Below are 23,698 nucleotides of genomic sequence, written 5' to 3'. Positions count from 1 at the left end.
GTCCGGCCCGTTCGGTGTTCTTCCGAAGATGCCGGCTCGCGAACAAATCGGCTTTCATATGAACATTATCGGTGAAATGAAACAGTGTGGGAAAAGGATGGAATGTGACCGTTTGGCGCGGCGGCGAAGGAGGGCGGGCCGGCGTGACGCCGCCGTGGCGTCCTCGGCCTTCCCGGGCCACGCGTGTTCCCCTCAGGGGCGCCGGGAGGGGAGTCCGGTCGCGGGGACGGTCCTCGCACACCGCCCCCGACGCCCTGCGCGCGGGTGTTCCGGAGAACTCCCGACGCGGTCGGCCTAGGAGCCGGACATCCCGCCCCTGGTCGGCGGGAGGACCTCGCGGTCGCCGTTCAGCCACGACCGCGACCCCGCGTTGACGTCGGCCGGGTAGCCGAGGTCGAGGTCGGCCACGGCGTCCAGGCGCCGAACCGCATCCTCGGGAAGGTCCACCCCGACGGCGCCCAGGTTGTCGGCGAGTTGAACGGCGGTGCCCGCGCCGATGATCGGGTGGACCGAGCGCGAGTGGGCCAGGGTCCAGGCGATCGCGACCTGGGACGGGCTCGCCCCCACCTCCTCGGCCACCTCCAGCACGGCGCGTGCCGCCCCGTGCTCGCGCGGGGTGAGGGCGGCGGCGTCGACCCGGTGGCTGGACCCGGACGCGCCGGGGCCGGTGAACCGGCCCGAGAGCACCCCGGCGGCCAGGCCGCCGTAGGTGGCGGCGCTCAGGCCCAGGGCTTCGGACATGGGGAGCAGTTCGCGTTCGACGTCGCGCCGCAGGAGGCTGTAGGGAACCTGCACGCCCACGAACGGTGACCAGTCCCTCCACAGGGCCAGGGTGTTGGCCTGGGAGACGAGCCACGCCGGAAGGTTGGAGGCGCCCACGTAGAGGACCTTCCCCGCGCGTACCGCGTCGTCCAGGGCCCGCATGGTCTCCTCGACCGGGGTGTACTCGTCCCAGGTGTGGACCCACAGCAGGTCGACGTAGTCGGTGCGCAGCCTTCGCAGGCTCCTGTCGAGGGACAGGGCGAGGTTCTTGCGGTGGCTGCCGCCCGTGTTGGGGTCGGTGGGGTCCCTGGGCAGGGCGTACTTGGTGGCGAGTACGAACCGGTCGCGGCGTGCCTGGAGGAGTTCGCCGACGACCTCCTCGCTGTCGCCGTAGGCGGAGGCGGTGTCGATGACGTTGCCGCCGGCGTCCTGGTAGAGGTCGACCATGCGGCGGGCCTCGTCGGGTCCGGAGAAGGTCATCGCGCCGAGGAACAGCTGGGACACGCGCAGGCCGGAGGGGCCCAGGAGGCGGTAGCGCATCAGGCCGCACCCCTAGCCGTGATGGTGTGGTTCTCGGTGTCGACGGAGACGGCCACCGGGTGCGGTCGCCCGCCCGTGCCCCCAGTGGCCGGGCGTGCCGTGCGTCGGCCGTCCAGGGAGGGGGGCTCGTCGGATGTGAAGGTCATGGGACCAGTGTGGTGAGCCTCCGCGGACACAGGAAGGCCGTGGTGAGGCTGGCCCCGGCGGGGCCAGGATACGGACGCCGCCCGACCGTAGACTCGGCGCATGAGCGACAACGGACTGGGGGAGTTCCTGCGCGACCGCCGGGAGGCTCTGGCGCCGGAGCGGGTGGGGTTGCCGGTGGGGCCGCGACGGCGCACCCCCGGTCTGCGCCGGGCGGAGCTGGCCACGGTCTCGGGTGTGAGCGTGGACTACCTGACCCGGTTGGAGCAGGGGCGCGACCGCAACCCGTCGCCGCAGGTGCTGGTGGCGTTGGCCGACGCGCTGCGCCTGTCGGTGGGCGAGCGCGTCCAGTTGCGCAACCTGTCCAAGGCGGCCTCCGGTGTGGGGGCGCTGTGTCCGCAACAGCCGCCCGAGCGCGAGGTGCGGCCCACGATGGTGTCGCTGCTGGAGCGGTTGGAGCCCACGCCGGCGGTGCTGTTCAACCGGGTCGGCGAGACGCTCGCGTACACGACCGCGTACGCGCGCCTGGCCGGACCCGTCGGCCTGTTGGACGAGAGCTGTGAGCCGGTGAACCGGTTGTGGTTCGTGTTCGCCGACGACCGGGCCCGGCAGGTGTACCCGGACTGGGACCGTGTCGCCGACGACCGGATCGCGGAGCTCAGGGCGGAGAGCGCGCTCGACGACCCCTTCCTGGCGCACCTGGTGGAGGAGTTGGAGGTCGTGGGAGGGTCACCCTTCACGGACCGGTTGGCTGCACCGCTGGTCGCGCCGCGGCGCACCGGTGTCGAACGCCTGGTGCACCCGGACACGGGTGAGCTGCGGTTGTCCTACGAGAGCCTGGACGCCGAGGGCCAGCGCCTGGTGGTCTACCTTCCCTGCGACGAGGAGACGTCCGCGGCCCTGGACCGTCTCACCCTGCGCGGGCCCGGATCGCTGCGGGCGGTGCCCGGGTAGCGGGCCCGGTGTCCCAGGGCCCCTGCTGCGCCGTGCGGTGGGAAGTCCGGGACCGCGATGGCTAGGCTGTGGGGCCGTAGCCGCAGAGCGAGAGGACGGCGCCCATGGGCCCGGTCGTGGAATCGGTGAGCAGCAGCCCCACGCACACTTTCAGCAAGGACGTCCTGCCCGGTATCCGGCTCCTGACCGGTCTGGGAGTGGAGGGCGACGCCCACATGGGCACCACCGTCAAGCACCGCTCGCGGGTGGCGGTCGACCCCACCCGGCCCAACCTGCGCCAGGTTCACCTGATCCACGCCGAACTGCTGGACGAGCTGGCCGGTGCGGGGTTCGCCGTGGCCCCCGGGCAGTTGGGGGAGAACGTCACCACGCGCGGGCTCGACCTGCTCGCCCTGTCGACCGGGACGGTCCTGCGCATCGGTGGCGGCACCCGCGTGGAGATCACCGGGTTGCGCAACCCGTGCCTCCAGATCGACGGCTTCGCCGGCGGACTGCTCAAGCAGCTGGTCCACCGCGACGGGAACGGGACGATCGTGCGCCGGGCCGGGGTGATGGGCGTCGTCGTGGAGGGAGGCACCGTCACTCCGGGTATGCCCGTCGAGGTGAGCGCGCCCGAGGGGGCGCACGTCCCCCTCGTACCGGTCTGAGGGGGACGCGCCCCGGGCGGTGAGGGGTGGGGCGGGGCCGCCGTCGAGCGGGCGCGACCTGGAACCACTACGCCCCCAGCAACCACACACAGTGATCACGGTGGACGAAGCCACGGAGGAGGCAGATCACTCGATCAACGGCCCCTGACAGTCTCAACCCTCGTTCCCGCCCGTGCTGCCGGGCAGGACCGTCAGCCGCGACTGCCCTACCGCGAGATAGAAGGGGGAAGGCACGACTGGGCGCTTACCCCGTAGCAGACGGTGCACGTTGAACGCGGCCCACTTCGGGGCGTCCCTGACGGCGGTGTACATCAGCACCGCCTCTCCGGCGCCCTCCAGCGCGTGCAGCGCGGGCCCGTACACACCGCGCGCCATCCACTGCGGCGTATCCGCGCGATCGGTGTCCAGCACCCGTACCGGGGCCGTCCACCCCGACCGGTCCGGGACGAGTTCGGCGGCCGTGATGCCCCACAGGCCTTGGTCGGGAAAGTGCGGTGTGTTGTGCAGATTCGATCCCCGGGCCAGCACCATGACCCACCGGTCGCCCACGCGGTGGACGGCGTTGTCGAAGAACCCCTCCTCGGGCCCCGCGAAGACCTTCGGCGGCGACCATGAAATCCCGTCGGTGCTCTCGGCGACCCGGAGTTCGTAGTCGGGCAGCTCGCCCGGTCCGATCTCGTTCGGGTTCGCCTGAAACCACATCAGATAGCGACCCCGGTCATGGACCACGAGAGGTTCCAGAACGCTCATGCGGGGCGCGCTGCCGCACAGGACGGGCTCCGCACGGCGCTCCCACCGTCCCCCGCGGTACTCCAGGACCCCGATCGCGTAGCTGCTTCGGGTCCCGTATTGCCGGAGCGAGGCGCGCCCGGTGTAGTAGAGGCGCGGCGGGTGGCCGTCGACACCGGGCACGAACGAGGGCGTGTGCATCCCCGCGCGATCCCATCCGTCACGGGGAGGATCCGCGACCAGTGGCCTCACCCGGCCGCGTGAGTCGGTGTCGAACACCCACCGTCCGCTGTCCAGGGCCTGACCGGGGGCCAGACGCGCACGGTGCAGACGGTTGCGAAACGTCGTGGAGAAGCCGCCCAGGTACATCGTCGGGACGCCGTCGATCACATGTATATCGGGGTCGCCGACGCCCAGCAGCCCGCGCGGCATCGGGCCGTCGACCATGTCCCATAGTGCCGTGGACTGACCTGGAGCGTTGATCGAGAACATGCCTACCTCCGGGAATCGAGCCCGTCGAACAGCGCGCACTCCCCTGGGGATCAGGTACGTCGTTGCTTCGACGGTAACAGCGCCCACGCGACGAGGGCAGAGGTGCTCCCGCCCCTGGAGAGACTCGCCGCCCACCGGTGAGCCAGCGGGAGGGATCTGGAACCGCTACGCCCCAAGCAACCGCACACAGTGACAAAAGCGGTGGAAGCTTCGAAGAATACCGATCACTCGATCAACGACTTCTGCCAGTCTCGACCCCCTCCCGCCGCAGAACCGGCGGAGACCTGGGGCCTGCCCGGAGCACTCCGGCAAGGACGCCGGTGGCGGCCGTGCAGGAAGGTCCGAACCTCCCGGAGCCACGGTTCCACTCCCGGGCCTCACATGTACAGGGCCCGACTCAGGCGGACACCGTATTCCGCGTCGGGATTGGTCGCGGCGTCCCCGACCCTTTCCTGGATCGCGGCGACCGCCAGGTCCCGCCGTTTCGGCAGGCGCGCCGCATCGGCCGCCTCCAGCGCGGCCGGCATCTCGCGGCGGGTGAGGTCGGTGCAGTAGCAGGGCGCACCCGGCTGCTGCCGCCATGACTGCGCGAGCGTTCCGGCATCGAATGCGTCGAACCCGGTGTCCTCGACAAGCGCCATCCCCACACCGCGCTCCCTATCGCTGTCGGCGGCGACCGGGATGGCGATGCGCCCCGGACTTCCCGCAGGCTCACCCTTGTTCGCCAAGGAGTCGGAACCGATCGCGTTCCATGCCTTGACCACGGGCCGACCCAGCTGTTCGGTCACCCACAGGCTTTCGACCTGACCGGCCTCGATGGCCGTGATCCTGTCGTCGCGCATCGGATAGTAGTTCGACGTGTCGATGACGACCGTCTCAGCAGGCACCCCGGCGATCAGCGGCGCGATCTGCGCAAGGCGGTTCATGGGGATCGACAGGATCACGACGTCCACGTCAACCACGGCTTCGCCGACTGGGACCGCTCGCGCACCCGAGGCCAGCACGTCGGCCTCGATCGTGTGCGGGCCGCGCGAGTTGGCTACCTTCACGTCATGCCCTGCCGAGCTCAACCGCTGGGCCAGGGTCTTGCCGATGTGCCCGACGCCCACGATGCCGATCTTCACGGTGGATCTCCTTCGTAGTGGTGGGTGCTGTAAAGCGGAGTTGGGCGGCCCCGGCACTGTTCTTACGCCGACACCCAGCCGGTGGACGCCAGCGACACACCTGACCGCAACGGGAACAGGCGCCTGCGCGGGGCCGGTCGTCCGTGAGGACCTTTCGTTCGTCCCTAGTGCGCTCCGTCCAGGACGCCGGGCGTGCCGTGCAGCACGACGCTCTCGGCCAACGGCGCCCGGCCCATGCGGTAGGCGCTCGCCGGCCCCTGGGGGTCGGCCAAGCCGAAAGAGATGCCGAACAACAGCTTCATGTCCGACTTGATGTCCAAGGACCCGCGCACGACGTCGGCATAGGAGCCCAGCATGGTCTGCGGGATGCCCGCCAGGCCGCGTGCCTCCAGCGCGAGCAGGAAGGTCTGCGCGTACATGCCCATGTCGCCGGCCACGCGCACTCCGTCGCCGAACTGGGGCAGGAACAGCAGTGCGACGTGGGGGGCGCCGAAGAACTCCAGGTTGCGCAGCGCGGCGGCGTGGCGTCCTTGTGTGTCGGAGCGCTCCACGCCCAGGGACTGGTAGTAGGCCGCTCCCTGCTTCTGGGCGCGTTGGAGGTAGAGGCCGTCGCCGAAGTCGGCGTAGTCGAAGCTGAAGTCGGAGGAGAAGCGGCCGTCCCTGTCCGCTTGCAGCAGTGCGGCGCTCAGGGCGTCGCGGTGCGCGCCCGAGACGACGTGCACCTGCCAGGGCTGGGTGTTGCAGTTGGAGGGCGCCCTCTGAGCGTCTTCCAGCACCGCACGGATGTCGGCCGCGGGCACCGGGTCGGGGAGGAAGCCCCGGACCGAGCGCCGGGAGCGCACGATGTCGGTGAAGGAGCGGGGACTGTCGGGCACAACGGTTCCTTCCAAGCGGAGTCGGCTCACGTGCGCACCGCGCAACGCTGGACCACGTGGTTCCTGGTGGTCGCGCCGCTATACTAGGACCTGACATCGGTGTCAGGGGCAAATCGGGACGGAGACCACCCGTGCGGATCGGGGAACTGGCCGAGCAGACCGGAGCCAGCGTGCGTTCCCTGCGCTACTACGAGAAGCAGGGCATGCTCTACAGCGAACGCAGCTCCAGCGGGCAACGCCACTACGGCGAGGACGCCGTGAGCCGTGTGGTGTTGATCCGGCAGTTCTTCGCCGTCGGGATGAACAGCACGACCATCGCCGCGCTCCTGCCACACATCAAGACCAACGGGGAGCGCTGCCCTCCGCAGGTCCTGCGCCGGCTCATCGCCGAACTCGAACGCATCGACACCCAAGCGGAGGAACTGGCCCGCGCACGCCAGACCCTGGACGGCATGGTCAAGGCCACCCAGGAAGCCATGCGCGGTGAGTGAACACCGGCTGGGCAGCGAAGACCCCGGCCAGACCACCGTCGGGGGCGGCCTCGCGCAGCAGCCGCCCCGCGGGGGCGGACACCAGCGCGCACCCCGCGCCGAGCACCACCGGCCCGGGGAACAGAGCCCACCCCAGTGACGCGGCGGTGGTCGCGGGGCCTGTCGGGCGATTCTCTCCCCAGGGGCTACGTGTGCTTCTCGGTGGCGCGGAGTTCCTCGTTGATGCGCTGGGCCTCCTCGAGCTGACCCTCGAGGATGATGATCCTGCACGCGGACTCGATCGACGTGCCTTCCTCGACCAGTTCACGGGCGCGTGCGGCGAGCTTGAGCTGGTAGGGGGCGAACCACGCGGGCTCGCTCGACCACTCCGCACGGCTGGATTGGTCCACCTTCTGACCTGAGGGAACGTCATGCCGTTGCCCCTTTCGGGCGTACTTGGTCCGCCCCAGGGGAAGCCCCCGGGCAACGGTGCGTTGCGCGGGGGCTGTCGTGATCTGGCCGTGACCTACGGCGGGGGTCTGCCGCTAAATCCTGGAGCAATCCTCCTCGCCCCGGCTACCTTGCGGCTCGCCGGGCGTTCGGGAGCACCGAGCCTCTTACCAGTGCGGCCAGAGGGCCGGCCGAACCCTTCCCGTTGGATTTTCCGCCAGACCTACCGGGCCCCCTTGAGAAGGGGGACGTCCTGGCACAGCTTGCGGAACCCGACGGCGTAGTACAGCCCGCGGGCCTTCGGGTGGCCGGGCGCTCCCAGGCAGGCGGCCGTCGCGTGCACGGCCCCCGCCTCCCGTGCCAGGAGCATCCCGCGCAGGAGCATCGCCCGCCCCAGCCCCAGGCGCCGGTGGCCGGGGTGCGTCCCGACCGGCTCGAACTCCACGGTCCGGTTCGCCTGGTCGAACCACATGATCGCCGAGGACGCCATCGTCCCGTCCGGTGCCTGCACCAGCACGTGCAGGTCGCCGCGGTACCCCCTCGTCTCCCGAAGGTCCCGGTAGGCCTCGACCGAGTACGCCCGGGGACCCCAGGCATCCAGATGGGCCTGGACCGCGGCGTCGGGCCCGGCCTCGTCGGCGGTGCGGAACCCGTACCCGGCCGGCAACACCGCAGACTCCAGGTCGGCGAGGTCGCGCTGGTTGAGCTGGGTCCAGGACCCAGTGTCCCCCTGACCGGACGGGTCGGGCGCGTACCCGTGCGCCGCCCACCGCTCCAGGGCGAACCCGTCCTCGGCGCCCGGCAGCACGGTGCGTTCCAGGCCCGGCGCGGTGGCGTCGTACCAGTCGATCACCTCGTCCACCAGCCCGGCGTGGTCGGGGTGGACCTGATAGGCCAGGTAGGCGCCGGTGACCTCTTTGACCGACCCGTCACTGACCCGGACGCTGCGCGGCAGTTGGGCCCATCCCCACGCCACCAGCTCCCCGGAGGAGAACCACAGGCGACGGCGCCACGCGGAGCCTTGGGCGGTGTGCGCCCGGCCCCAGTTCCAGGCCAGCCCGCCGAACGAGGCGTCGCTGTTCACCAACTCCGGGCGGGTGGCGGTGATGCGCTGCGCCAGGCCCTGCATGAGTTCCACGTTCGCGGCGGTCAAAAGCTCCGAAGTCGTCATGGTTACCGACGGTGCCAGGAAGTCGCGGGCCCGTCCAAGGATTTTCCGGCCCGGGGGTTGAGGAGTATCGGAACAGGATCCGGCGCTGGCGAGGGCTTGCGTTCCGTTGTTCCTCAACCCCCGACGCGCGCCCGAGCGGTGTGCTCAGGATGCTGGGAGCGGCGGGGCGTGCCGCGGCCTCACCGACATCCCCGGGACTCGGCGGGGGCGCAAGCGAATATGGGACCCATGGGGAAATGGTGACTCGAAGTGACGCTTCCTGTCCACAAGAGGACAGAGGGTTACGAAAGTGGCCTCGTTCCCTCTACGTTGAGTGCGGCGCGTCACCGAAAGACCTCGGTACGCCCACAGTCGCCTCCTCGAACTGGAGGCCCCGTCTTGTCAACGCCTGAGCCCAGCTCTTCCGAAGGGCCAACAGGTGTGGTTGAGGTAAAGCGAGTTCCTTCCGGCGTCCGCGCGAGCACCCCAACTACAGCGGAGATTCCACCAGCATCTCCGGAAACGCTGGCCCGTGCGACACCGCCGGCTACGAGATCCAGCTCGGCTCGTACTGGGGCACCCGCGTGTCCTCGGCGGGCGGCACGTCGGCGTGTAACACCGCCACCTTCTTCAACCGGGCCGGAACCTACTCCCGGACCTTCCCCCTGCCCGTCGCTTTTCTGGGCACCACGCTGGGCGACAACGTCGGGAAGGTCCAGGTCTACCGCCGATGAGCAGCGCGGTTAGCCTCCCTGGCCCTAAACCCGACCGGTGGCCTCGGTGTCGACCTCCACAGCCGGGTGCAGGTCGACGTAGCTCCCGCGCAACGCACCGTCGCACGAGGGCTGTCGTGATCTCGCCGTTACTTTCGGTGGAGTCTGACCGTTGCGGGGGCGGGTCAGGTCAGGGCGCTACACCTGGATCCTGCCGCACCGGCCCCATGTCACTCTCAGCAGGAGTCCTGATAGATGCCCCGGCCACTGAAGTAGGCGGTTCCCCCGCAGGAGAAGCTCTGGGTCGTATTGCCAGCGATCCTGAACGTGGGGTCGGCGCTGTACGGGACGTCCACGCGGAAGCACCTGGCGCTGGATTAGGTGTTGCGGACTGTGACGTAGCGACCGATCCCTTGCGTGTACCACCGGGTCGCGGTCAACGTGGCCGCGGCTTCCACCTGGTTCGCGGCGACGCTGGACACCCGGTCGGGTGCGGTGGTCGCCGCACTCGCGGCGGGCGCTCCCATGAGGGTCAGGGGGATGGACAGTGCAGCAACAAGCACGCCGATCTTTGAGAGTCTGTTCATTAGGAGTCCAGCGGTGAAGGCGGTTGCGAGGGGGGAGAGATGAACCAGCGCATGAGCACCCTTCCGGGATGAGAACGGCGGTCCCCGCCGACGCTGAGCATGTCCAGAGGCCATGTCGATGAAGGTCAAGAAACCGTGCGCCAGGTCAAGGAATGCATCAGCGGCATCCCTGTCAGGTGCGCGGGTTCACCCGTCAGCGCGTCCTGGACGCACGTCCTTGGGAGGGACGCCGTAGGCATCGCGGAACGCTCGGCTGAACACCGCGGCGCTGGAGAACCCCCACCTCTGCGCGATCAGGTAGACGGGAACGTGCGCCAGGTTTTCTTCGCCCAGGTCGTGGCGGGCATGGGCCAGTCGGCGCTTGCGTATCCACGCGGAAACGGTGTCGCCTTGCTCCTGGAAGATCCGGTGCAGGTACCGGACCGAGATGTGGTGGGCGGTGGCCACCGTGACGGGGTTCAGCTCCGGATCGCTCAGCTGTTCGTTGATGAAGCGCTTGATCCTCAGCAGGAGAGTCTGTCTTCGCGACTCCGGTGGCAGCAGGTTCTCGGCCTCCAGCGCCTGGGCGAACATCCCGGAGAGCAGGTCGCACAGGACCGTGGAGAGGCGGTCGGTATCTCTGGGACCGTGGTTCGCCGGGTCGTTCACCAGAGTGCGCAGGAAGTTCTTGGTCAGTGCCCCGTATCCGGAGGAGGCGGAGAACTTCGCTCCAGCGATCCGGTCCACCGACTTCGAGGGGAGCGGTAGCCGGGACTTGGGGATCTCCAGTCCGATCCCGTGCTGTTCCACGTGTCCGCGGCACGCGCGTATGGAGAAAGGTGTGGACGAGTCGATGACGCTGATCTCGTTGGTTCCGACGTCGATCGACGTGCGGCCGAAATCGCCTTCCAACCGTCCGCGGAAGATCAGGGTCAGGTGAAGATTCTCCGGGTCCGAGCCCCGGATGAGGGGTCGTGTTCTGGTGAAGACCACGGGTCGGAAGATGCTGGGCCAGAGCAGGACCCCGTCCAGGTCCAGGAGCTTCTGGTAGGCCTGGAACGTGTCGGGTTCGTCGCTGCTGAGCACCAGTGGGGCGTGCGTCCTGGCCACGCACTCCTGCCAGTACCCGAGTCGCTCTGCCGGGGGGATGTCCCGTGTGTGGAACACGGCTTCGATCACCAGGGGCTCCTTGTTGGGGGATTGATGCTCGCCGGTGGTCACTTCGGGAACCCGTATCCGTTTGTCAGGGTTTCATTCTGATTTGTCCTGTTGTGGTCAGGCCGGTACTCGCATCTCTCCGCTTCCGGTCAGAACGGGGATGGAGGAGGGTCTACCGCTGAATTCCGCAGTAATCCTCCTCGCCCCCGGACCCCGCACCGGGCGCCCGCCCACGCCCGCCGGTTCAGGCGAGCTCTGCCAGCAGGTCGGGGTCGTAGAACACGTCGAACCCGGTGATGCGGTCCTCCCGTACCGTGAACGCCAGTGCGGCGTAGGGGCGGTCGTCCTTGAGGGAGACGAACCCGGGGACACCGTCGACCAGGACCGGGTGGGCCCGTTCGGCGAGCTGAGCGAAGGTGATGGCCTGGGAGGCCACGGCCTGTGCGCTGCGGGTCTCGGCGGGGACCCCGGCGAGTCGGGCGGCCGCGTCGGAGCGGACCAGCACGTCGGGGGCCAGGATCGTCATCAGTGCCGCGAAGTCCCCTTCGCGGGCCGCCGCGAGGAACGCCGCCACCACCGCGCGTCGGCGTGCCAGGTCGGCCTGTCCGTCGGCGCCGCCCCCACGGACCCGCCGCCGGGCCCGGCTGGCCAGCTGCCGGGTGGCTGCCGGACTGCGCTCCACGATGGGGGCGATCTCCTCGAAGGGCAGGGCGAACATGTCGTGGAGGACGAACGCCAGCCGCTCGGCGGGGGAGAGGGTGTCCAGGACCACCGTGAGGGCCGCGCCGACCGCGTCGGAGAGCACCGCCTGGTGCTCGGGGTCGGCGTCCAGGGCGGGTTCGGCCGTGGTGGCCGGCTCTGGCAGGTCCTCGCCGACGGGGTCCTCGCGGCGGGAGGAGCGTGATCTGAGCAGGTCCAGGCACACCCGCCCGGTGACCGTGGTCAGCCAGGCGGCGAGGTTGTCGATCGCCTGGGCGTCCGCGCGGCTCAGCTTCAGCCAGGTCTCCTGAACGGCGTCCTCGGCCTCGGCGCCGGAGCCGAGCATGCGGTGGGCGATGGAGTACAGCAGTCCGCGGTGTTCCTGGAAACGGGCGGCGAGGGATTCTGCGGTGTTCACCGGTCACATTCTTCCGTGCTGGTTCGTCGTGGGGTCGACGCTTCACGGGGTTGACGTTTCCGAGTCAGCCGATGTGACCGATCTCGACGGAGGATGACGCATGAGTGACCTGGACGATCTGCGTGGGATGCTGCGGGGCCGTGTGCTGGTCGCGGGCGAGGAGGGCTTCGACGGAGCCTCCCGTGCCTGGAACCTGGCGGTGGATCAGCCGGTGGCGGCGGTGGTGGAGGCCGCCGACGCGGACGACGTGTCCGCGCTGGTCCGCCACGCCCGCCGGTCCGGGCTGACGGTGGCGGTGCAGCCCACCGGGCACGGCGCCTCGGGTGCGGTGGAGGGAGTGGTGCTGCTGCGCACCGGCGCCCTGGACGGGGTGGAGGTGGACCCGGTCCGGCGCATCGCACGTGTGGGAGCGGGCGTGTCCTGGGGCCGTGTGCAGGAGGCGGCGGCCGCGCACGGCCTGACCGGGTTGCCGGGCAGCTCTCCCGTGGTGGGGGTGACCGGGTACACGCTGGGCGGTGGTCTGAGCTGGTTCGGGCGCCGTCACGGGTGGGCGGCCGACAGCGTGAGGGCGTTCGAGGTGGTCGACGCCGAGGGTGAGCGGGCCCGGGTGGACGCGGTCTCCGACCCGGACCTGTTCTGGGCGCTGCGCGGTGGTGGCGGGGACTTCGCCGTGGTGACCGCGATGGAGTTCGACCTGTACCCGGCTCCGGAGCTGTACGGGGGGGCGGGTGGTGTGGGCCGCCTCGGAGGCGTCGCGGGTGCTGGAGGTGTTTTCCGAGGTCACGGCCGGGGCCCCGGAGGAGTTGACGGTGTGGGCGAACCAGCACATCCCGGGGCTGGAGCCGACGGTGTCGGTGGACGTCACGTTCCTGGGTGGTGAGGAGGCGGCGCGCGAGCTGCTGCGTCCGTTGGAGGCGGTGGGCGCACCGCTGCGGGACGGCCGCGGGGTGCTGGCGTTGACGGCGTTGGGGTCGATCACCGCCGAGCCCACGGACCCCTCGCCGGGGATGTCGCGGGCGGAACTGTTGACCGGTCTGGGCGGGGACGCGGTGCGGGCTCTGCTGGCGGAGCCGCTCGCGCCGTTGCTGGGGGTGCAGGTGCGGCACCTGGGCGGTGCGCTGGCGGGGGAGTCCGGTACCCCGTTCGGTGCGTTGGAGGAGCCGTTCTACCTGTACGCGCTGGGTGTGCCGTTCTCCCCGCAGGCGGGAGCGGAGATCCGTGAGCGGCTGGACCGGCTGGTGGCGGGCCTGGGCGCGAACGTCAGCGGGCGCAAGCCCCTGACGGCGCTGGCCCCGGGTGAGTCGGTGAGGGACGCGTTCGGCCCCGGGGCGTTGCAGCGCCTGCGCAGGATCAAGCGCGAGCGCGACCCGCACGGTGTGGTGCGTTCCAACTATCCGGTGGCGGGCTGACGCGTTCCGGGGTCCGGCGGTGTGCGAGAGCCGGCCCCCGGGACCCGCCCTGCTCCGGCGCGGCCGGGCCGGACGGGTACGGGCGGTGTCAGGAGTCGGTGCGCCGGGTGAGCCGTTCGTGGCGTTGCCTGGCTGCCTGGGCGGAGCCCAGACCCAGCCCGAAGGCGATCTCCTGCCAGGTCATGCCCCGGCCCTTGGACATCTGGAGCAGGCCCGCCTCCAGCTGGTCGAACTCCGCGCGTGCCCAGGGCACCAGGGTCAGGGCCGCGGTGAGGTCGTCCTGGTCGACGGGGGGCTCCCCGTCGCCGGGCAGAGCACTGCCCGCGGCGAGGTCGGCGACCCGTCGCAGGGCGTCGAAGGGCTGCATGGGCATGCGCGACTCGTCCCAGCGCACTCGGTGTTCGCCGGTCGCGTGGCGTTCGGTGATGCGCAGGAGCGCCTGGTGGGTGCGCAGGCGCTGGGCGTTGCGCGGGTCGGGCTGGGTGAAGGCGTCGTCGCGTCGTTCCTCGGTCATGCCTCCAGCATGGGTCACCAACGAACAGTTGTCAATATTAAGTTTTCAACAGATTGTTTATTTCTGGGGCGCGGAGCCCCTGTCTCAGACACCGTTCCGGCGTACGGGCTCGCGACCTGCGGCGGGCCCTGCGTCAGCGGGTCAGGTACTCGGCGAAGGTCACCCGGCCGACCCTGCGCCCGGGCGCCAGGTGCCCGCCGGCGCGGTAGGCCGCGAAGGCCCGTCCGGGCAGGAGCACCGGCACGAGCCGCCGCCGCAGACCCTGTGAGTCCAGGTAGGTACGGGCCAGGTCCCGGAAGGACTCCACGCGCGGGCCGCCCATGTCGGGGACCCGCCCCGCCGGGTCGGCCCCAGCCAGGAGAGCCAGGCGGGAGGCGACCTCGGCGCTGTCGATCGGCTGCACGTCCAGGTCGGGGAACGGCATGAGCGGCGAGCGGGCGGCGCCGGCGCAGATCCGCCGGACCAGGGAGTGGAACTGGGTGGCGCGCAGCACCGTCCAGCCCAGGCCGGAGCCTTCCAGGGCCTGTTCGATGAGGAGCTTGTCCTTGTAGTAGCCGAGCGGCACGCGGTCGACGCCGACGATCGAGACGTAGACCAGGTTCGCCGCACCCGAGGCGCGCACCTCGCGGAGGAGGTGGGTGGCGGACTCGACGTCACCGCCGGTGGGGGTGGTGGCGCAGTGCACCACCGCGTCCACTCCCTCCAGGGCCCGGCCGAGCCCGGCGCCGGTGCGCAGGTCCACGGCGACGGCGTCGGGGTCCCCCGGGTCGGGGTGGCGGCTCAGCGGGCGCACGCTGTGTCCGGCCTGCCGCAGGTGTTCCACGACGGGGCGGCCGAGGGTTCCGGTGCCGCCGGTGACCAGCACTGTTTTCATGAGGGCTCCCTCCGCGGACGGTGGGCACGACGCTAACACCGCGCGACGAGGGTCGCGTGCTTTCGCAGTGATATGTCGTGTTGTGCGCGTTCCGGGCGGGGGCAGGAGCGGCAGCAGAACATTCGGTCAGTTATTCGGGGGGACGAGTGACCTGCGAGGAAGGCGCAGCGCTAGGGTGCTGGCAGCGTCGGCGCAGCGGGCGGCGACGCGCAGTGGTGAGGAGTGTGCCCATGTCCGGGATCGCCGAGAGGTTGACGGCAGCGATCGGGGAGGAACAGGTCATCACCGACCCCGGGATCATGGAGGGCTACTCCCACGACGAGGCGGAATGGGCCTCCTACGGGCGGCCCGCCGCCGTGGTCCGCCCCCGCGACACCGCCGACGTGGCGGCCACGGTCTCCCTCTGCGCCGAACTGGGCGTCCCGGTGGTCGCGCGCGGCGCGGGCACCGGGCTGTCCGGTGCGGCCAACGCCGTCGACGGTTGGGTGGTGGTCTCCTTCGAGCGCATGAACCGCGTGCTGGCGGTGGACCCGGTCCAGCAGACCGCCACGGTGCAGCCCGGTGTCGTCAACAACGACCTGCGCGAACGGGTTGCCCAGGACGGCCTGTGGTACCCGCCGGACCCCGCCTCCGCGCCCTGGTCCACCATCGGCGGCAACGTGGCCACGAACGCGGGCGGCCTGTGCTGCGTCAAGTACGGGGTCACCCGCGACTACGTGCTGGGCATGGAGGCGGTGATGGGTTCGGGCGAGGTCGTGCGGCTGGGACGCGTCACCGCCAAGGGCGTGACCGGGTACGACCTGTGCGGGCTGATGGTCGGTTCGGAGGGCACCCTGGGCTTGGTCACCGAGGTGACGCTGCGGATGCGGCCGCTGCGCACCGGTACCGAGCACACGGTGGTCGGCTACTTCGACTCCCTCACCGACGCCGGGCGCGCGGTCGCGTCGGTCTCGGCGTCGGGGGTGGTTCCCTCGGCGATGGAGCTCATCGACCGGTTCTGCCTCCAGGCGGTCGACGCCTGGAAGAACATGGGGCTGTCCGCCGAGGGCGAGGTGCTGCTGCTGGCGCGCAGCGACCAGCCCGGCGCGGCGGGCGAGGAGGAGGCCGAGCGCATCCTGGCCTGCTTCCGGGAGGAGGGCGCGGTGTACGCGGTGCGCTCCACCGACGAGGAGGAGGCCGAGGCGCTCTTCGAGGCCCGCCGCCTGGCCTACCCGGCGTTGGAGCGGCTCGGTCCGCTGCTGACCGAGGACGTGTGCGTGCCCAAGGCCGAGCTGCCGACGATGCTGGCGAGGATCGAGGCCGCCGCCGAGCGCTTCGATACCCGGATCGGCAACATCGCCCACGCGGGTGACGGCAACCTGCACCCGCTGTTCATCGTGCCGGCCGGTGACGAGGACGCCAAGAAGCGCGCGAAGGAGGCCTTCGAGGTGATCGTGGACGAGGCCATCGCCCTGGGAGGGACGGTCACGGGCGAGCACGGTGTGGGCATGCTGAAGATGCGGGGCGCCGCACGCGAGCTGGGGCCGGACGTGGTGCGGATGCACCACGCGGTCAAGAACGCGCTGGACCCCGCGGGCATCTTCAACCCGGGCAAGGTGTTCGCCTGACCCCCTGAACGCGACCGGGGCCGTGGGGGGGGGGGGGGGGGGGGGGCCCCCCCCCCCCCGTGCGGAGCGGGTCCGCTCCCCGAAGGTCCTCCGACCCGGTCAGGGGCCGGTGTCAGGTCCGGGTGCGCGGTGGTCGCGGTCCGCTCAGATGCCGAACGGCGCCGCGTAGCGGACGGTACCGCCGGGCAGCGGGTGGTCGGCGTCCAGGGAGAGGGCCATCAGCGCCTCGTCCGGGACCTCGACGCTCAACCCGATCCCGTGCGTGGAGGCGCGGGTGAAGCCGAACCTCGGGTAGTAGGACGGGTGTCCGAGGACGATGACGAAGCGCTCTCCCCGGTGCCGGGCGGCTTCCAGCACCGCACGGACGGCCGCCGACCCGGCGCCGGTCCGCTGGTACTCGGGGAGTACGGCGCAGGGGGCCAGGCACAGGGCGGGGACCTCGCCGACGTGGCAGCGGGTCAGCAGCGCGTACCCGACGGGGGTGCCGTCGGGGGTGGTGCTGACGAGGGACAGCCCGTCGATCCAGGACGAGTCGGCGCGCAGGGCGTCGACCAGGTCGGCTTCGTCGGTGGTGTCGAAGGCGGCCGCGTTGATGGCGCGGACGGCGGCGATGTCCGTGTCGGTCTCGACACGTGTGTTCCAGGTGTGGTGCGTGTTCACGGTGAGAAACCCTTGCTCGAAGGTCCCGTCCGACGACGGCCGCGGCGTGGGCTGTGGCGCTCACGGCGGGCTGTGCGGAGTGTCCGTCAGAACGGGGACCGGGACGTGGAGGAGTGTCGGATACCGCTCGTGATGGCGGTCGTCACCGCGGTCATCAACCCCACCTCCTGTCCCACCGTGTGCCTGTCGCGAACCCGCACGACGCTAGCACGCGCACATGCCGGTGTTCCACCTGGCCGTACGGTGTTCCGCCCCCCCCGCGCTCGGTCGGCGGGGCGGGCCCGCCCGGACCCGTGGTGTGGCAGATTGTGGTCATGGACGACGAACTCGCGCCGACCCTGGCCGCGGTCGGGCCCCGGCTCCGCGCGCTGCGCCGCGAACGCGGCGCGACCCTCGCCCAGTTGTCGGACACCACCGGCATCTCGGTGAGCACCCTCTCGCGGCTGGAGGTCGGGCGCCGGCGCCCGACCCTGGAACTCCTGCTCCCGCTGGCCCGCGCGCACGGCGTGCCCCTGGACGAGCTGGTGGGGGAGGACACCGCGGCGGATCCGCGCGTGCGGCGCAGCTCCTTCGTCCGGCACGGGATCACGTTCGTTCCGCTGACCCGCAAGCCCGGCGGGCTCCAGGCCTTCAAGGTGATCTATCCGCCGCCCACCGGCCACACCGAGATCGAACAGCGCACCCACGAGGGCTACGAGTGGCTGTACGTCCTGAGCGGTCGTCTGCGCCTGGTCCTGGGCGACCACGACATGGTGCTCCAGGCCGGGGAGGTCGCCGAGTTCGACACGCGCCTCCCGCACGCCTTCGCCAACCCCGGTCCCGAACCGGCGGAGTACCTGGGCCTGTTCGGTCCCCAGGGTGAGCGCGCACATGTGCGGGTACGCCCGCGCACCAGTGGATCCGCGGACAAGGACTGAGCGGGAAAACGGGAACCGGTCCGGTGGTGGGCGGCGTCTCACCGTAGGAGAGCCGCACTCGGATGAGGAGTTCCCATGGACGTCGCCCTACTGGTTCTGGTGGTCACGGGTGCCGTGGTCGCCGGAGTCTGCGCACTGGTGTTCGCGGGGTCGGCCGCCGAGCGCCGCCGTGCCAGGTCCCTGGCGGCCTGGGCCGACCGTGAGGGCTGGCGTTACGACCGGGAACGTCCCGAGCTGGTGGGCCGGTTCTCCGGGGACCCTTTCGTGGAGGTGCGCTCCAACGCCAGGGCCACGCACGTGCTGTGCGCGGAGCTGCGCGGCCACCGCGTCCTCGCCTTCGAGTACCGCTACTCCGCCTCGCACCACGACGGGCGTGACACCAGGACCGCCACCCACACCCACACCGTCGTGGCGATCCCCGTCCGGTCCGGAAGCCCCGTCCTGGAGTTGAGGGAGGAATCCCTGGGACACGTCGTGCTGAGCCCGCTGGGGGTCCACGACCTGCGGCTGGGCGAGCCCGCGTTCGACTCCCTCTTCTACGTCGCCACCTCCGACGACCGCTTCGCCCGCGCCGTGCTCGACGAGGACGTGCGGGGGTGGCTGGCCGAGGCGGGGGCGGCGGCCGTCCCCTTCCGGTTCGACGGCGAGCACCTGCTGTGCTGGAACAACCGGGAACTGGACGCCGACCTGGTCCGCGCGTCGGCCGAGACCATGGTCGCCCTGCTCGAGCGGGTCCCCGACGCGGCCTGGGAGAGCTCTCCACAGACCCCGGACGCCCGGAGCGCTCCCGAGGTCCGGGGCTGAGGACGCCGGCGGCCGTCGCCCGTCCCGGGGCTGAGCGGCCCATCGGGACGGTCGCGTCGTGCCGTTGGTGCGGTGGCGAAGGTGAGGCGGACGCCTGGAACGGGTAGGGCGGGCAACACGGCACCGCGGCGGTGCCGCCGACCCGACCGAGGGGGTAGCCATGGCCGACAGACTCAGCGGACGCAGGATCGCGATCCTTGCCGCGGACGGGGTGGAACGGGTCGAACTCGTGCGCCCGCGCGAGGCACTGGGCGAGGAGGGCGCGGAGATCGACCTGATCTCGCTGAGCCCCGGGGAGATCCAGTCGATGAACGGCGACATCGAACCGTCGGACCGGTTCCGGGTGGACCGCCTGGTGTCCGACGCCAAGGTGGAGGACTACGACGCCCTCGTGGTCCCGGGCGGGACCGTCAACCCGGACAACCTGCGCCTCGACGCGGACGCCGTGGGGTTCGTGCGCGACTTCGTCGCCTCGGGCCGGCCGGTGGCGGCGATCTGCCACGGGCCGTGGATCCTGGTGGAGGCCGACGTGGTGCGGGGGCGCACACTGACCTCCTACCCCAGTATCCGTACCGACATCCGCAACGCGGGCGGGGTCGTGGTGGACGAGGAGGTGGTCACCGACCACGGAGTCACCACGAGCCGGAACCCGGACGACCTTCCGGCGTTCTGCGAGCGCATCGTGCGGGAGTTCGCCCAGGGGTGAACCGGGCGCCGGGCCGGGGGCGCGGCGCAGACGACGGGCGGGGCGGTGGATGCCCCCGGCAACCACCGCCCCGCCCGTCCCCCCCCCCCCCCCGCCCGTCGTCGTCCTCCCCGGTGCCGGGACTACTCCGACTCGGGCTCGTCGGGGTGGCGTCGCAGGTGGACGATGGACGCGATGAGGCCGCCCCAGAGCACGGTGATGGAGACGACCATCATGACGATCGCGCTGGTGGACATCAGTTGTCCCCTTCCTTGGTGGTGGCCTCGGCCGCGCCGGCTCCGGCGGCCTGGGCCGCGTCGTCGCGGGCGATGGCGTCGGCGCGCTTCCAGGGGAAGAGCGAGACCACGATCCCGAAGACGATGGCTCCGATGGCCACGCCCCACCCCGCGGCGAGCAGGAACCCGGTCGGGTACCCCGCGTAGTTCTCCGTGAGTTCGGTGCGCAGGCTGTCCCACATCATGAACCCGAGCAGGATCGGCGTGACCACGCTCAGCGTGATCCGCCACCACAGGCCCAGGTGGATGGAGGAGATGGCGTTGACGTGCGACTGGAAGACCGGGAGCCTGCGCGCGACCCATCCGACGAAGACGACCAGCACCAGACCGGCCATGGCGATGCCGTACTGGTTGATGAAGTGGTCGAACACGTCCAGGAGGTGCAGGCCCTCCGGGGTGGGGAAGAGCAGGATCGAGGCCAGCGCGGTGGCGCCGCCCACGAGCAGCACGGTCTGGACCCGCCCCAGGCCGGTGCGGTCCTGCACGGCGGCGATGATCACCTGGACGATGCTGATCAGCGAGGTCAGTCCCGCGATGACCAGGCACCCGAAGAACAGCACGCCGAACAGCGGGCCGCCCAGGGGCAGGCTGGAGATGATCTGCGGGAAGGCGATGAACGCCAGGCCGATGCCGGAGGTGGCGACCTCGTCGACCGCTGTCCCCGCGGTGGCGGCCATGAAGCCCAGTGCCGCGAACACACCGATGCCGGCGAGCAGCTCGAAGGAGCTGTTGGCGAAGCCCGCGACCAGGGCGGAGCCGGTCAGGTCGGACTTGCGGCGCAGGTAGGAGGCGTAGGTGACCATGATGCCGAAGCCGACGGACAGCGAGAAGAACACGTGCCCGTAGGCGGCGATCCACACCCTGCCGGTGAGCATGGCCTCCCAGTCGGGGGTGAAGAACGCGTTCAGGCCGGTCGCCGCCCCCTCCAGGGTCAGCGCCTGGACGACCAGCAGTCCGAACAGGACGAGCAGCAGGGGGATGATGATCTTGTTGATCACCTCGATGCCCCGGCGCACGCCGATGATGAGGACGGTCAGGGTGACCACCCACACGGCGACGAGCGGCCAGGCCACCCCGGCGACGTAGCCGGAGACCATGCCGGGTGTGTCGCTCACGTGCAGGAAGTCGTTGGAGAAGAACCCGTCGGGGTCCTCGCCCCACGCCTGGTCGACGGAGAACCAGGTGTAGCGGACCGCCCAGGCGATGATGACCGCGTAGTAGACCGCCACCACGAAGCAGATCGCCACCTGCCACCAGCCGATGGCCTCGGCGGGTCTGGAGATGCGCCGGTAGGCGAGCGGCGCCGAGGACCGGTACTTGTGGCCGATGCCGTACTCCAGGATGAGCAGGGGGATACCGGCGGTCAGCATGGCGATGAGGTACGGCAGCAGGAACGCCCCGCCGCCGTTCTCGTAGGCGATGTAGGGGAATCGCCAGATGTTCCCCAGCCCGATGGCGGATCCGATCGCCGCCATCAGGAATCCCGCGCGCGTCCCCCACTGCTCGCGAGGCTGTTGGGCCATGTCCAGGCCTCCTAAATCATCCCGTAGTTCGCGATCCGCACCGTAGCAGGAGATGAGCCCAATGGCATGGTGGGGACGGTTCGCCTCGCCGTATGTCGCATGACAGTGCGCGTTTCGACTCATTTTGTCCATATATGGCGATCCCGCTGCGCGCGTCCCGAAACGCCCGACTCCCGCCCTCGGCCCCGCTCGCACACGTCCGCGCGGCGGCGCCCCGGGGTTCGGGACGCCGCCGCGCGGACGGTGGGGCGGACGGGGTGGTCGTGTCAGGGGCGGTGGCGGGGCCGGGGGCGCAGACGGGCGTTGGGCAGGTCGGGTGCGGGCAGTGCCGCCCCCTCGTCACCGGCCACCGCGGGGAAGCGGGGATCGGGGCCGGGGGCCTCGCGGTCCCGCTCCCACTCGGTGCGAGCCCGGACGATCTCGTCGTGGTCGCGGCCCACGAAGTTCCACCACATCACCAGGTCCTCGGTGAAGGGCTCACCGCCGATGACGAGCAGATGGGCGGCCTCTCCGGCGTGCAGGTCCACGTGGTCGCGGCCCTGGCCCAGGTAGAGCAGGGAGCCGGCATCGACCCGGTGTCCGAGGGCGTGCACGGTCGTGTCCAGGGCCAGGACGCCGTGCTCGAAGGCCGGGTCCAGGGGCATGCGTACACGGGCGCCGGGCTCCAGCACCAGTTCGGCGCCCATGAGCGGTGTGTAGGTGCGGGCGGGGGAGCGTCGGCCGTCCACCTCGCCCATGATGACCGTGACCCGAGCTCCGGCGGGGGCACGGCCGGTCGGGGACGCCGCGTCCTCGTCGGCGCCCGCGCCGTCCGGGGCGAGGCGCGGGAGGTCCAGGGCGGGCAGGTCGGCGTGGTGCTCGAAGTGCGGGGCCCCCGCCCGGTCGGCCTCGGGAAGGGCCACCCACAGCTGGGCGCCGTGCAGGAGACCCGGCGCGTTCGCGGGTGTGCGCTCGGAGTGGGCGATACCGTTCCCGGCCGTCATGAGGTTGAGCTGGCCGGGGTGGACCAGCTGGTCGGAACCGACGCTGTCGAGGTGGTGGACCGATCCCCGCACCAGCCAGCTCACGGTCTGGAGCCCGATGTGGGGGTGCGGGGGCACCTGCATGCCGGCCCCGGTGGAGACGTCGGTGGGACCGTAGGCGTCGGCGAAGCACCAGGCGCCGACCATACGGCGGTCCTTGCCGGGAAGGGCCCGGCGGACCAGCATCGCGCGGGGGCCTCCGAGGGGGACCTCGCGGGGTTCGAGGAGCTCGGCGTCCGGGTCGGGAAGGGCCGGGTCGGTCTCCCCGGCGCACACGCGCTCTTCGGCGGGGTGGGGTTCGAGATTGCTCACCCTGCCGAAAATAGCCGAGTCGGAACGGGTGCACACCGTGCGCGGTGCCCGGGCGTCGCCCTCGTCACCAGCGCATGTGCACCTGTTCGGCGAATCCGAACAGGCCGTCGACGAGCACGGGGTGGCCGTCGTCGGTGTGGATGGTGCCGGTGTAGTGGCCGAAGCACTGGCGGGTGTCGTTGAGGACCAGCCCGGTGTCGGTGCGGTCGACCCTTTCGTGGAAGGGGGTGAAGACGAGGTCGACCTGGTCGGATCCGGGGGTGCGGAGCCACCAGGGGGTGAGGGCGTCGTCAGGGTCGTAGTCCCATTCGAGTTCCTCGCCGATCTTGGACAGGCGGCCGTCCACGCACAGGGCGTTCTCGGTCAGGCCGGTGCCCTCGGTCCACTGCCCGCCGAACTGGAGGCCCACGGTGTGGCCGTCGGTGCGCCCGGAGGCGGCTCCCCAATTCCACCGGGTGTCGTAGGGCCACCGGCCCCGCCCGTGGTCGAGCACCCCCCAACCGTCGGTGAAGTCCAGGACGTCCCGGCCGAGGCGGACCGCGCCCCGCGCGGGGCGGGCGGTGTGCTTGGAGGTGTACTGGAAGCGGTCGTCGCTCCAGGGGATGACCACGCTCATGGTCTCGTGGCCCTCGGGCAGGTCGACGGTGAGGTCGGCGTTGAGTCTGCCCTCGGGGGTGTCGCAGGAGAACCGGAGCCGGGTGGCGCCGGGCACCTCCTGGATGCGGGCGCGCACGGGGCCGATGGCTGCGCTCGTCCCCGAGCCGAGGCTGTCGGGGAGGCGGACGCCGTGGGCGAGAGGGTGCAGGGAGGTGCGGCTGATCTCCCGTCCCCCGTACTCCAGGAGGTACACGCTGGTCAGGCCGAGGTAGTCGATGTCGGCGACGGTGACGGCGACCAGGTGGGTGGGGGTGGAGACACACCAGTACTCCCACTTCTTGCGGCGGCCCCACCCGGGTAGCGCGCTCTGGTGCAGGGGGGTGCGGGACCACCCCACGGCGTCGGGGTTGAGCCGGCCGTCGGGGGCGCACAGGTCGACGGGGTCGGTGATCTCCCGCTCGTGTGTTGCCATGACCGGCAGCATAGGGCGACGGGAAGCCGCCGGTAAGGGCCTGGCGGGGTCGGTTTCGGACCAGCGCGGTGACGGTGTCGCGGGCGTGGTCGCGGAGGGCGGTGGTGGCCGGGTG

At 71.0% G+C, this 23,698-nt stretch carries 27 protein-coding genes and 1 pseudogene; 11 read left to right on the top strand and 17 right to left on the bottom strand.

Annotated elements, in window-relative coordinates; genetic code table 11:
* Positions 1–294: 294 nt before the first annotated feature.
* Together Q8791_RS07710 and Q8791_RS07705 are read right to left on the bottom strand one after the other, a co-directional pair.
* Positions 295–1,302 carry an aldo/keto reductase gene (locus Q8791_RS07710; protein WP_330090895.1) on the bottom strand — a complete coding sequence of 336 codons (1,008 nt, stop codon included), beginning with the start codon at positions 1,300–1,302 and terminating at the stop codon, positions 295–297.
* The gene (locus tag Q8791_RS07705; RefSeq protein WP_330090894.1) at positions 1,302–1,448 is read right to left on the bottom strand and encodes a hypothetical protein; all 147 of its coding nucleotides are present in this window, start codon (positions 1,446–1,448) and stop codon (positions 1,302–1,304) included. Before Q8791_RS07705 ends, Q8791_RS07710 begins: the two co-directional genes overlap by 1 nt.
* Before the next feature lie 100 nt (positions 1,449–1,548).
* Here Q8791_RS07705 and Q8791_RS07700 point away from each other — a divergent pair, with 100 nt between their 5' ends.
* Together Q8791_RS07700 and Q8791_RS07695 are read left to right on the top strand one after the other, a co-directional pair.
* On the top strand, positions 1,549–2,400 hold the full coding sequence (locus tag Q8791_RS07700) for a helix-turn-helix domain-containing protein (protein WP_330090893.1): 852 nt from the start codon (positions 1,549–1,551) through the stop codon (positions 2,398–2,400).
* 104 nt (positions 2,401–2,504) lie between these two features.
* On the top strand, positions 2,505–3,047 hold the full coding sequence (locus Q8791_RS07695) for an MOSC domain-containing protein (RefSeq protein ID WP_330090892.1): 543 nt from the start codon (positions 2,505–2,507) through the stop codon (positions 3,045–3,047).
* Positions 3,048–3,200: 153 nt separating this feature from the next.
* On the opposite strand, the gene Q8791_RS07690 is transcribed toward Q8791_RS07695, so the two are convergent.
* The 3 genes from Q8791_RS07690 to Q8791_RS07680 form a co-directional block, all read right to left on the bottom strand.
* Entirely contained in the window at positions 3,201–4,268 is a 1,068-nt protein-coding gene (locus tag Q8791_RS07690; RefSeq protein ID WP_330090891.1) for a glycoside hydrolase family protein, read from the bottom strand.
* A 377-nt stretch (positions 4,269–4,645) separates the two neighbouring features.
* On the bottom strand, positions 4,646–5,449 hold the full coding sequence (locus Q8791_RS07685) for an NADPH-dependent F420 reductase (protein WP_330090890.1): 804 nt from the start codon (positions 5,447–5,449) through the stop codon (positions 4,646–4,648).
* A gap of 107 nt (positions 5,450–5,556) precedes the next feature.
* Complete coding sequence (locus Q8791_RS07680; RefSeq protein WP_330090889.1) at positions 5,557–6,267, bottom strand: nitroreductase; 711 nt, start codon at positions 6,265–6,267, stop codon at positions 5,557–5,559.
* Between the two features lie 131 nt (positions 6,268–6,398).
* Between Q8791_RS07680 and Q8791_RS07675 the strand changes: the two genes are divergently transcribed.
* Together Q8791_RS07675 and Q8791_RS07670 are read left to right on the top strand one after the other, a co-directional pair.
* Positions 6,399–6,758, top strand: coding sequence for a MerR family transcriptional regulator (locus Q8791_RS07675; RefSeq protein ID WP_330090888.1), 360 nt, complete (start codon positions 6,399–6,401; stop codon positions 6,756–6,758).
* Positions 6,751–6,897 (top strand): hypothetical protein, encoded by a 147-nt coding sequence (locus tag Q8791_RS07670; RefSeq protein WP_330090887.1) that lies wholly within the window; start codon positions 6,751–6,753, stop codon positions 6,895–6,897. Before Q8791_RS07675 ends, Q8791_RS07670 begins: the two co-directional genes overlap by 8 nt.
* Before the next feature lie 46 nt (positions 6,898–6,943).
* Here the strand turns inward: Q8791_RS07670 and Q8791_RS07665 are convergent.
* Together Q8791_RS07665 and Q8791_RS07660 are read right to left on the bottom strand one after the other, a co-directional pair.
* Positions 6,944–7,102 (bottom strand): annotated as a pseudogene (locus Q8791_RS07665) (MerR family transcriptional regulator); the annotation flags it as partial.
* Positions 7,103–7,410: 308 nt separating this feature from the next.
* Positions 7,411–8,358 carry a GNAT family N-acetyltransferase gene (locus Q8791_RS07660; protein WP_330090886.1) on the bottom strand — a complete coding sequence of 316 codons (948 nt, stop codon included), beginning with the start codon at positions 8,356–8,358 and terminating at the stop codon, positions 7,411–7,413.
* A gap of 563 nt (positions 8,359–8,921) precedes the next feature.
* Between Q8791_RS07660 and Q8791_RS07655 the strand changes: the two genes are divergently transcribed.
* Positions 8,922–9,071: a hypothetical protein gene (locus tag Q8791_RS07655; protein WP_330090885.1), complete on the top strand. Its 150-nt coding sequence runs from the start codon at positions 8,922–8,924 to the stop codon at positions 9,069–9,071.
* Between the two features lie 356 nt (positions 9,072–9,427).
* Here the strand turns inward: Q8791_RS07655 and Q8791_RS07650 are convergent, their stop codons facing one another.
* The 3 genes from Q8791_RS07650 to Q8791_RS07640 all read right to left on the bottom strand — a co-directional run bounded on the left by Q8791_RS07650 (position 9,428) and on the right by Q8791_RS07640 (position 11,891).
* A complete protein-coding gene (locus tag Q8791_RS07650; RefSeq protein ID WP_330090884.1) occupies positions 9,428–9,637 on the bottom strand; it encodes a hypothetical protein in 210 nt (69 codons plus the stop codon).
* A 186-nt stretch (positions 9,638–9,823) separates the two neighbouring features.
* Positions 9,824–10,795, bottom strand: coding sequence for a helix-turn-helix domain-containing protein (locus Q8791_RS07645; RefSeq protein ID WP_330090883.1), 972 nt, complete (start codon positions 10,793–10,795; stop codon positions 9,824–9,826).
* A gap of 223 nt (positions 10,796–11,018) precedes the next feature.
* Positions 11,019–11,891 (bottom strand): sigma-70 family RNA polymerase sigma factor, encoded by an 873-nt coding sequence (locus tag Q8791_RS07640; RefSeq protein ID WP_330090882.1) that lies wholly within the window; start codon positions 11,889–11,891, stop codon positions 11,019–11,021.
* Between the two features lie 100 nt (positions 11,892–11,991).
* Here Q8791_RS07640 and Q8791_RS07635 point away from each other — a divergent pair, with 100 nt between their 5' ends.
* Positions 11,992–12,771: an FAD-binding oxidoreductase gene (locus tag Q8791_RS07635; RefSeq protein WP_330090881.1), complete on the top strand. Its 780-nt coding sequence runs from the start codon at positions 11,992–11,994 to the stop codon at positions 12,769–12,771.
* Positions 12,701–13,300: a hypothetical protein gene (locus tag Q8791_RS07630; protein WP_330090880.1), complete on the top strand. Its 600-nt coding sequence runs from the start codon at positions 12,701–12,703 to the stop codon at positions 13,298–13,300. Before Q8791_RS07635 ends, Q8791_RS07630 begins: the two co-directional genes overlap by 71 nt.
* Before the next feature lie 88 nt (positions 13,301–13,388).
* Here Q8791_RS07630 and Q8791_RS07625 read toward each other — a convergent pair whose 3' ends face one another.
* Both Q8791_RS07625 and Q8791_RS07620 read right to left on the bottom strand, forming a co-directional pair.
* Entirely contained in the window at positions 13,389–13,814 is a 426-nt protein-coding gene (locus tag Q8791_RS07625) for a DNA-binding protein (RefSeq protein WP_330090879.1), read from the bottom strand.
* Positions 13,815–13,947: 133 nt separating this feature from the next.
* Positions 13,948–14,688 carry an SDR family oxidoreductase gene (locus Q8791_RS07620; RefSeq protein WP_330090878.1) on the bottom strand — a complete coding sequence of 247 codons (741 nt, stop codon included), beginning with the start codon at positions 14,686–14,688 and terminating at the stop codon, positions 13,948–13,950.
* Positions 14,689–14,918: 230 nt separating this feature from the next.
* On the opposite strand from Q8791_RS07620, the gene Q8791_RS07615 reads away from it, so the two are divergent.
* The gene (locus Q8791_RS07615) at positions 14,919–16,295 is read left to right on the top strand and encodes an FAD-binding oxidoreductase (RefSeq protein WP_330090877.1); all 1,377 of its coding nucleotides are present in this window, start codon (positions 14,919–14,921) and stop codon (positions 16,293–16,295) included.
* A gap of 144 nt (positions 16,296–16,439) precedes the next feature.
* Here the strand turns inward: Q8791_RS07615 and Q8791_RS07610 are convergent, their stop codons facing one another.
* Positions 16,440–16,955, bottom strand: coding sequence for a GNAT family N-acetyltransferase (locus Q8791_RS07610; RefSeq protein ID WP_330090876.1), 516 nt, complete (start codon positions 16,953–16,955; stop codon positions 16,440–16,442).
* A gap of 314 nt (positions 16,956–17,269) precedes the next feature.
* Here Q8791_RS07610 and Q8791_RS07605 point away from each other — a divergent pair, with 314 nt between their 5' ends.
* The 3 genes from Q8791_RS07605 (at position 17,270) to Q8791_RS07595 (ending at position 19,382) form a co-directional block, all read left to right on the top strand.
* Complete coding sequence (locus tag Q8791_RS07605) at positions 17,270–17,872, top strand: helix-turn-helix domain-containing protein (protein ID WP_330090875.1); 603 nt, start codon at positions 17,270–17,272, stop codon at positions 17,870–17,872.
* Between the two features lie 75 nt (positions 17,873–17,947).
* Complete coding sequence (locus Q8791_RS07600) at positions 17,948–18,676, top strand: hypothetical protein (protein WP_330090874.1); 729 nt, start codon at positions 17,948–17,950, stop codon at positions 18,674–18,676.
* Between the two features lie 160 nt (positions 18,677–18,836).
* Positions 18,837–19,382: a type 1 glutamine amidotransferase domain-containing protein gene (locus Q8791_RS07595; protein ID WP_330090873.1), complete on the top strand. Its 546-nt coding sequence runs from the start codon at positions 18,837–18,839 to the stop codon at positions 19,380–19,382.
* 122 nt (positions 19,383–19,504) lie between these two features.
* Here Q8791_RS07595 and Q8791_RS07590 read toward each other — a convergent pair whose 3' ends face one another.
* The 4 genes from Q8791_RS07590 to Q8791_RS07575 form a co-directional block, all read right to left on the bottom strand.
* Entirely contained in the window at positions 19,505–19,618 is a 114-nt protein-coding gene (locus tag Q8791_RS07590) for a methionine/alanine import family NSS transporter small subunit (protein ID WP_330090872.1), read from the bottom strand.
* On the bottom strand, positions 19,618–21,180 hold the full coding sequence (locus tag Q8791_RS07585) for a sodium-dependent transporter (protein ID WP_330090871.1): 1,563 nt from the start codon (positions 21,178–21,180) through the stop codon (positions 19,618–19,620). Before Q8791_RS07585 ends, Q8791_RS07590 begins: the two co-directional genes overlap by 1 nt.
* Positions 21,181–21,446: 266 nt before the next feature.
* Entirely contained in the window at positions 21,447–22,514 is a 1,068-nt protein-coding gene (locus Q8791_RS07580) for a pirin family protein (protein WP_330090870.1), read from the bottom strand.
* 64 nt (positions 22,515–22,578) lie between these two features.
* Positions 22,579–23,583, bottom strand: a complete 1,005-nt coding sequence (locus Q8791_RS07575; protein WP_330090869.1) for a DUF2804 domain-containing protein — start codon at positions 23,581–23,583, stop codon at positions 22,579–22,581.
* Positions 23,584–23,698 lie beyond the last annotated feature (115 nt).

Source organism: Nocardiopsis codii (assembly GCF_036327455.1).
Lineage (GTDB): Bacteria > Actinomycetota > Actinomycetes > Streptosporangiales > Streptosporangiaceae > Nocardiopsis > Nocardiopsis codii.
Note: the sequence above shows the minus strand (reverse complement) of the source record. Positions and strands in the feature narration are given on the sequence as shown.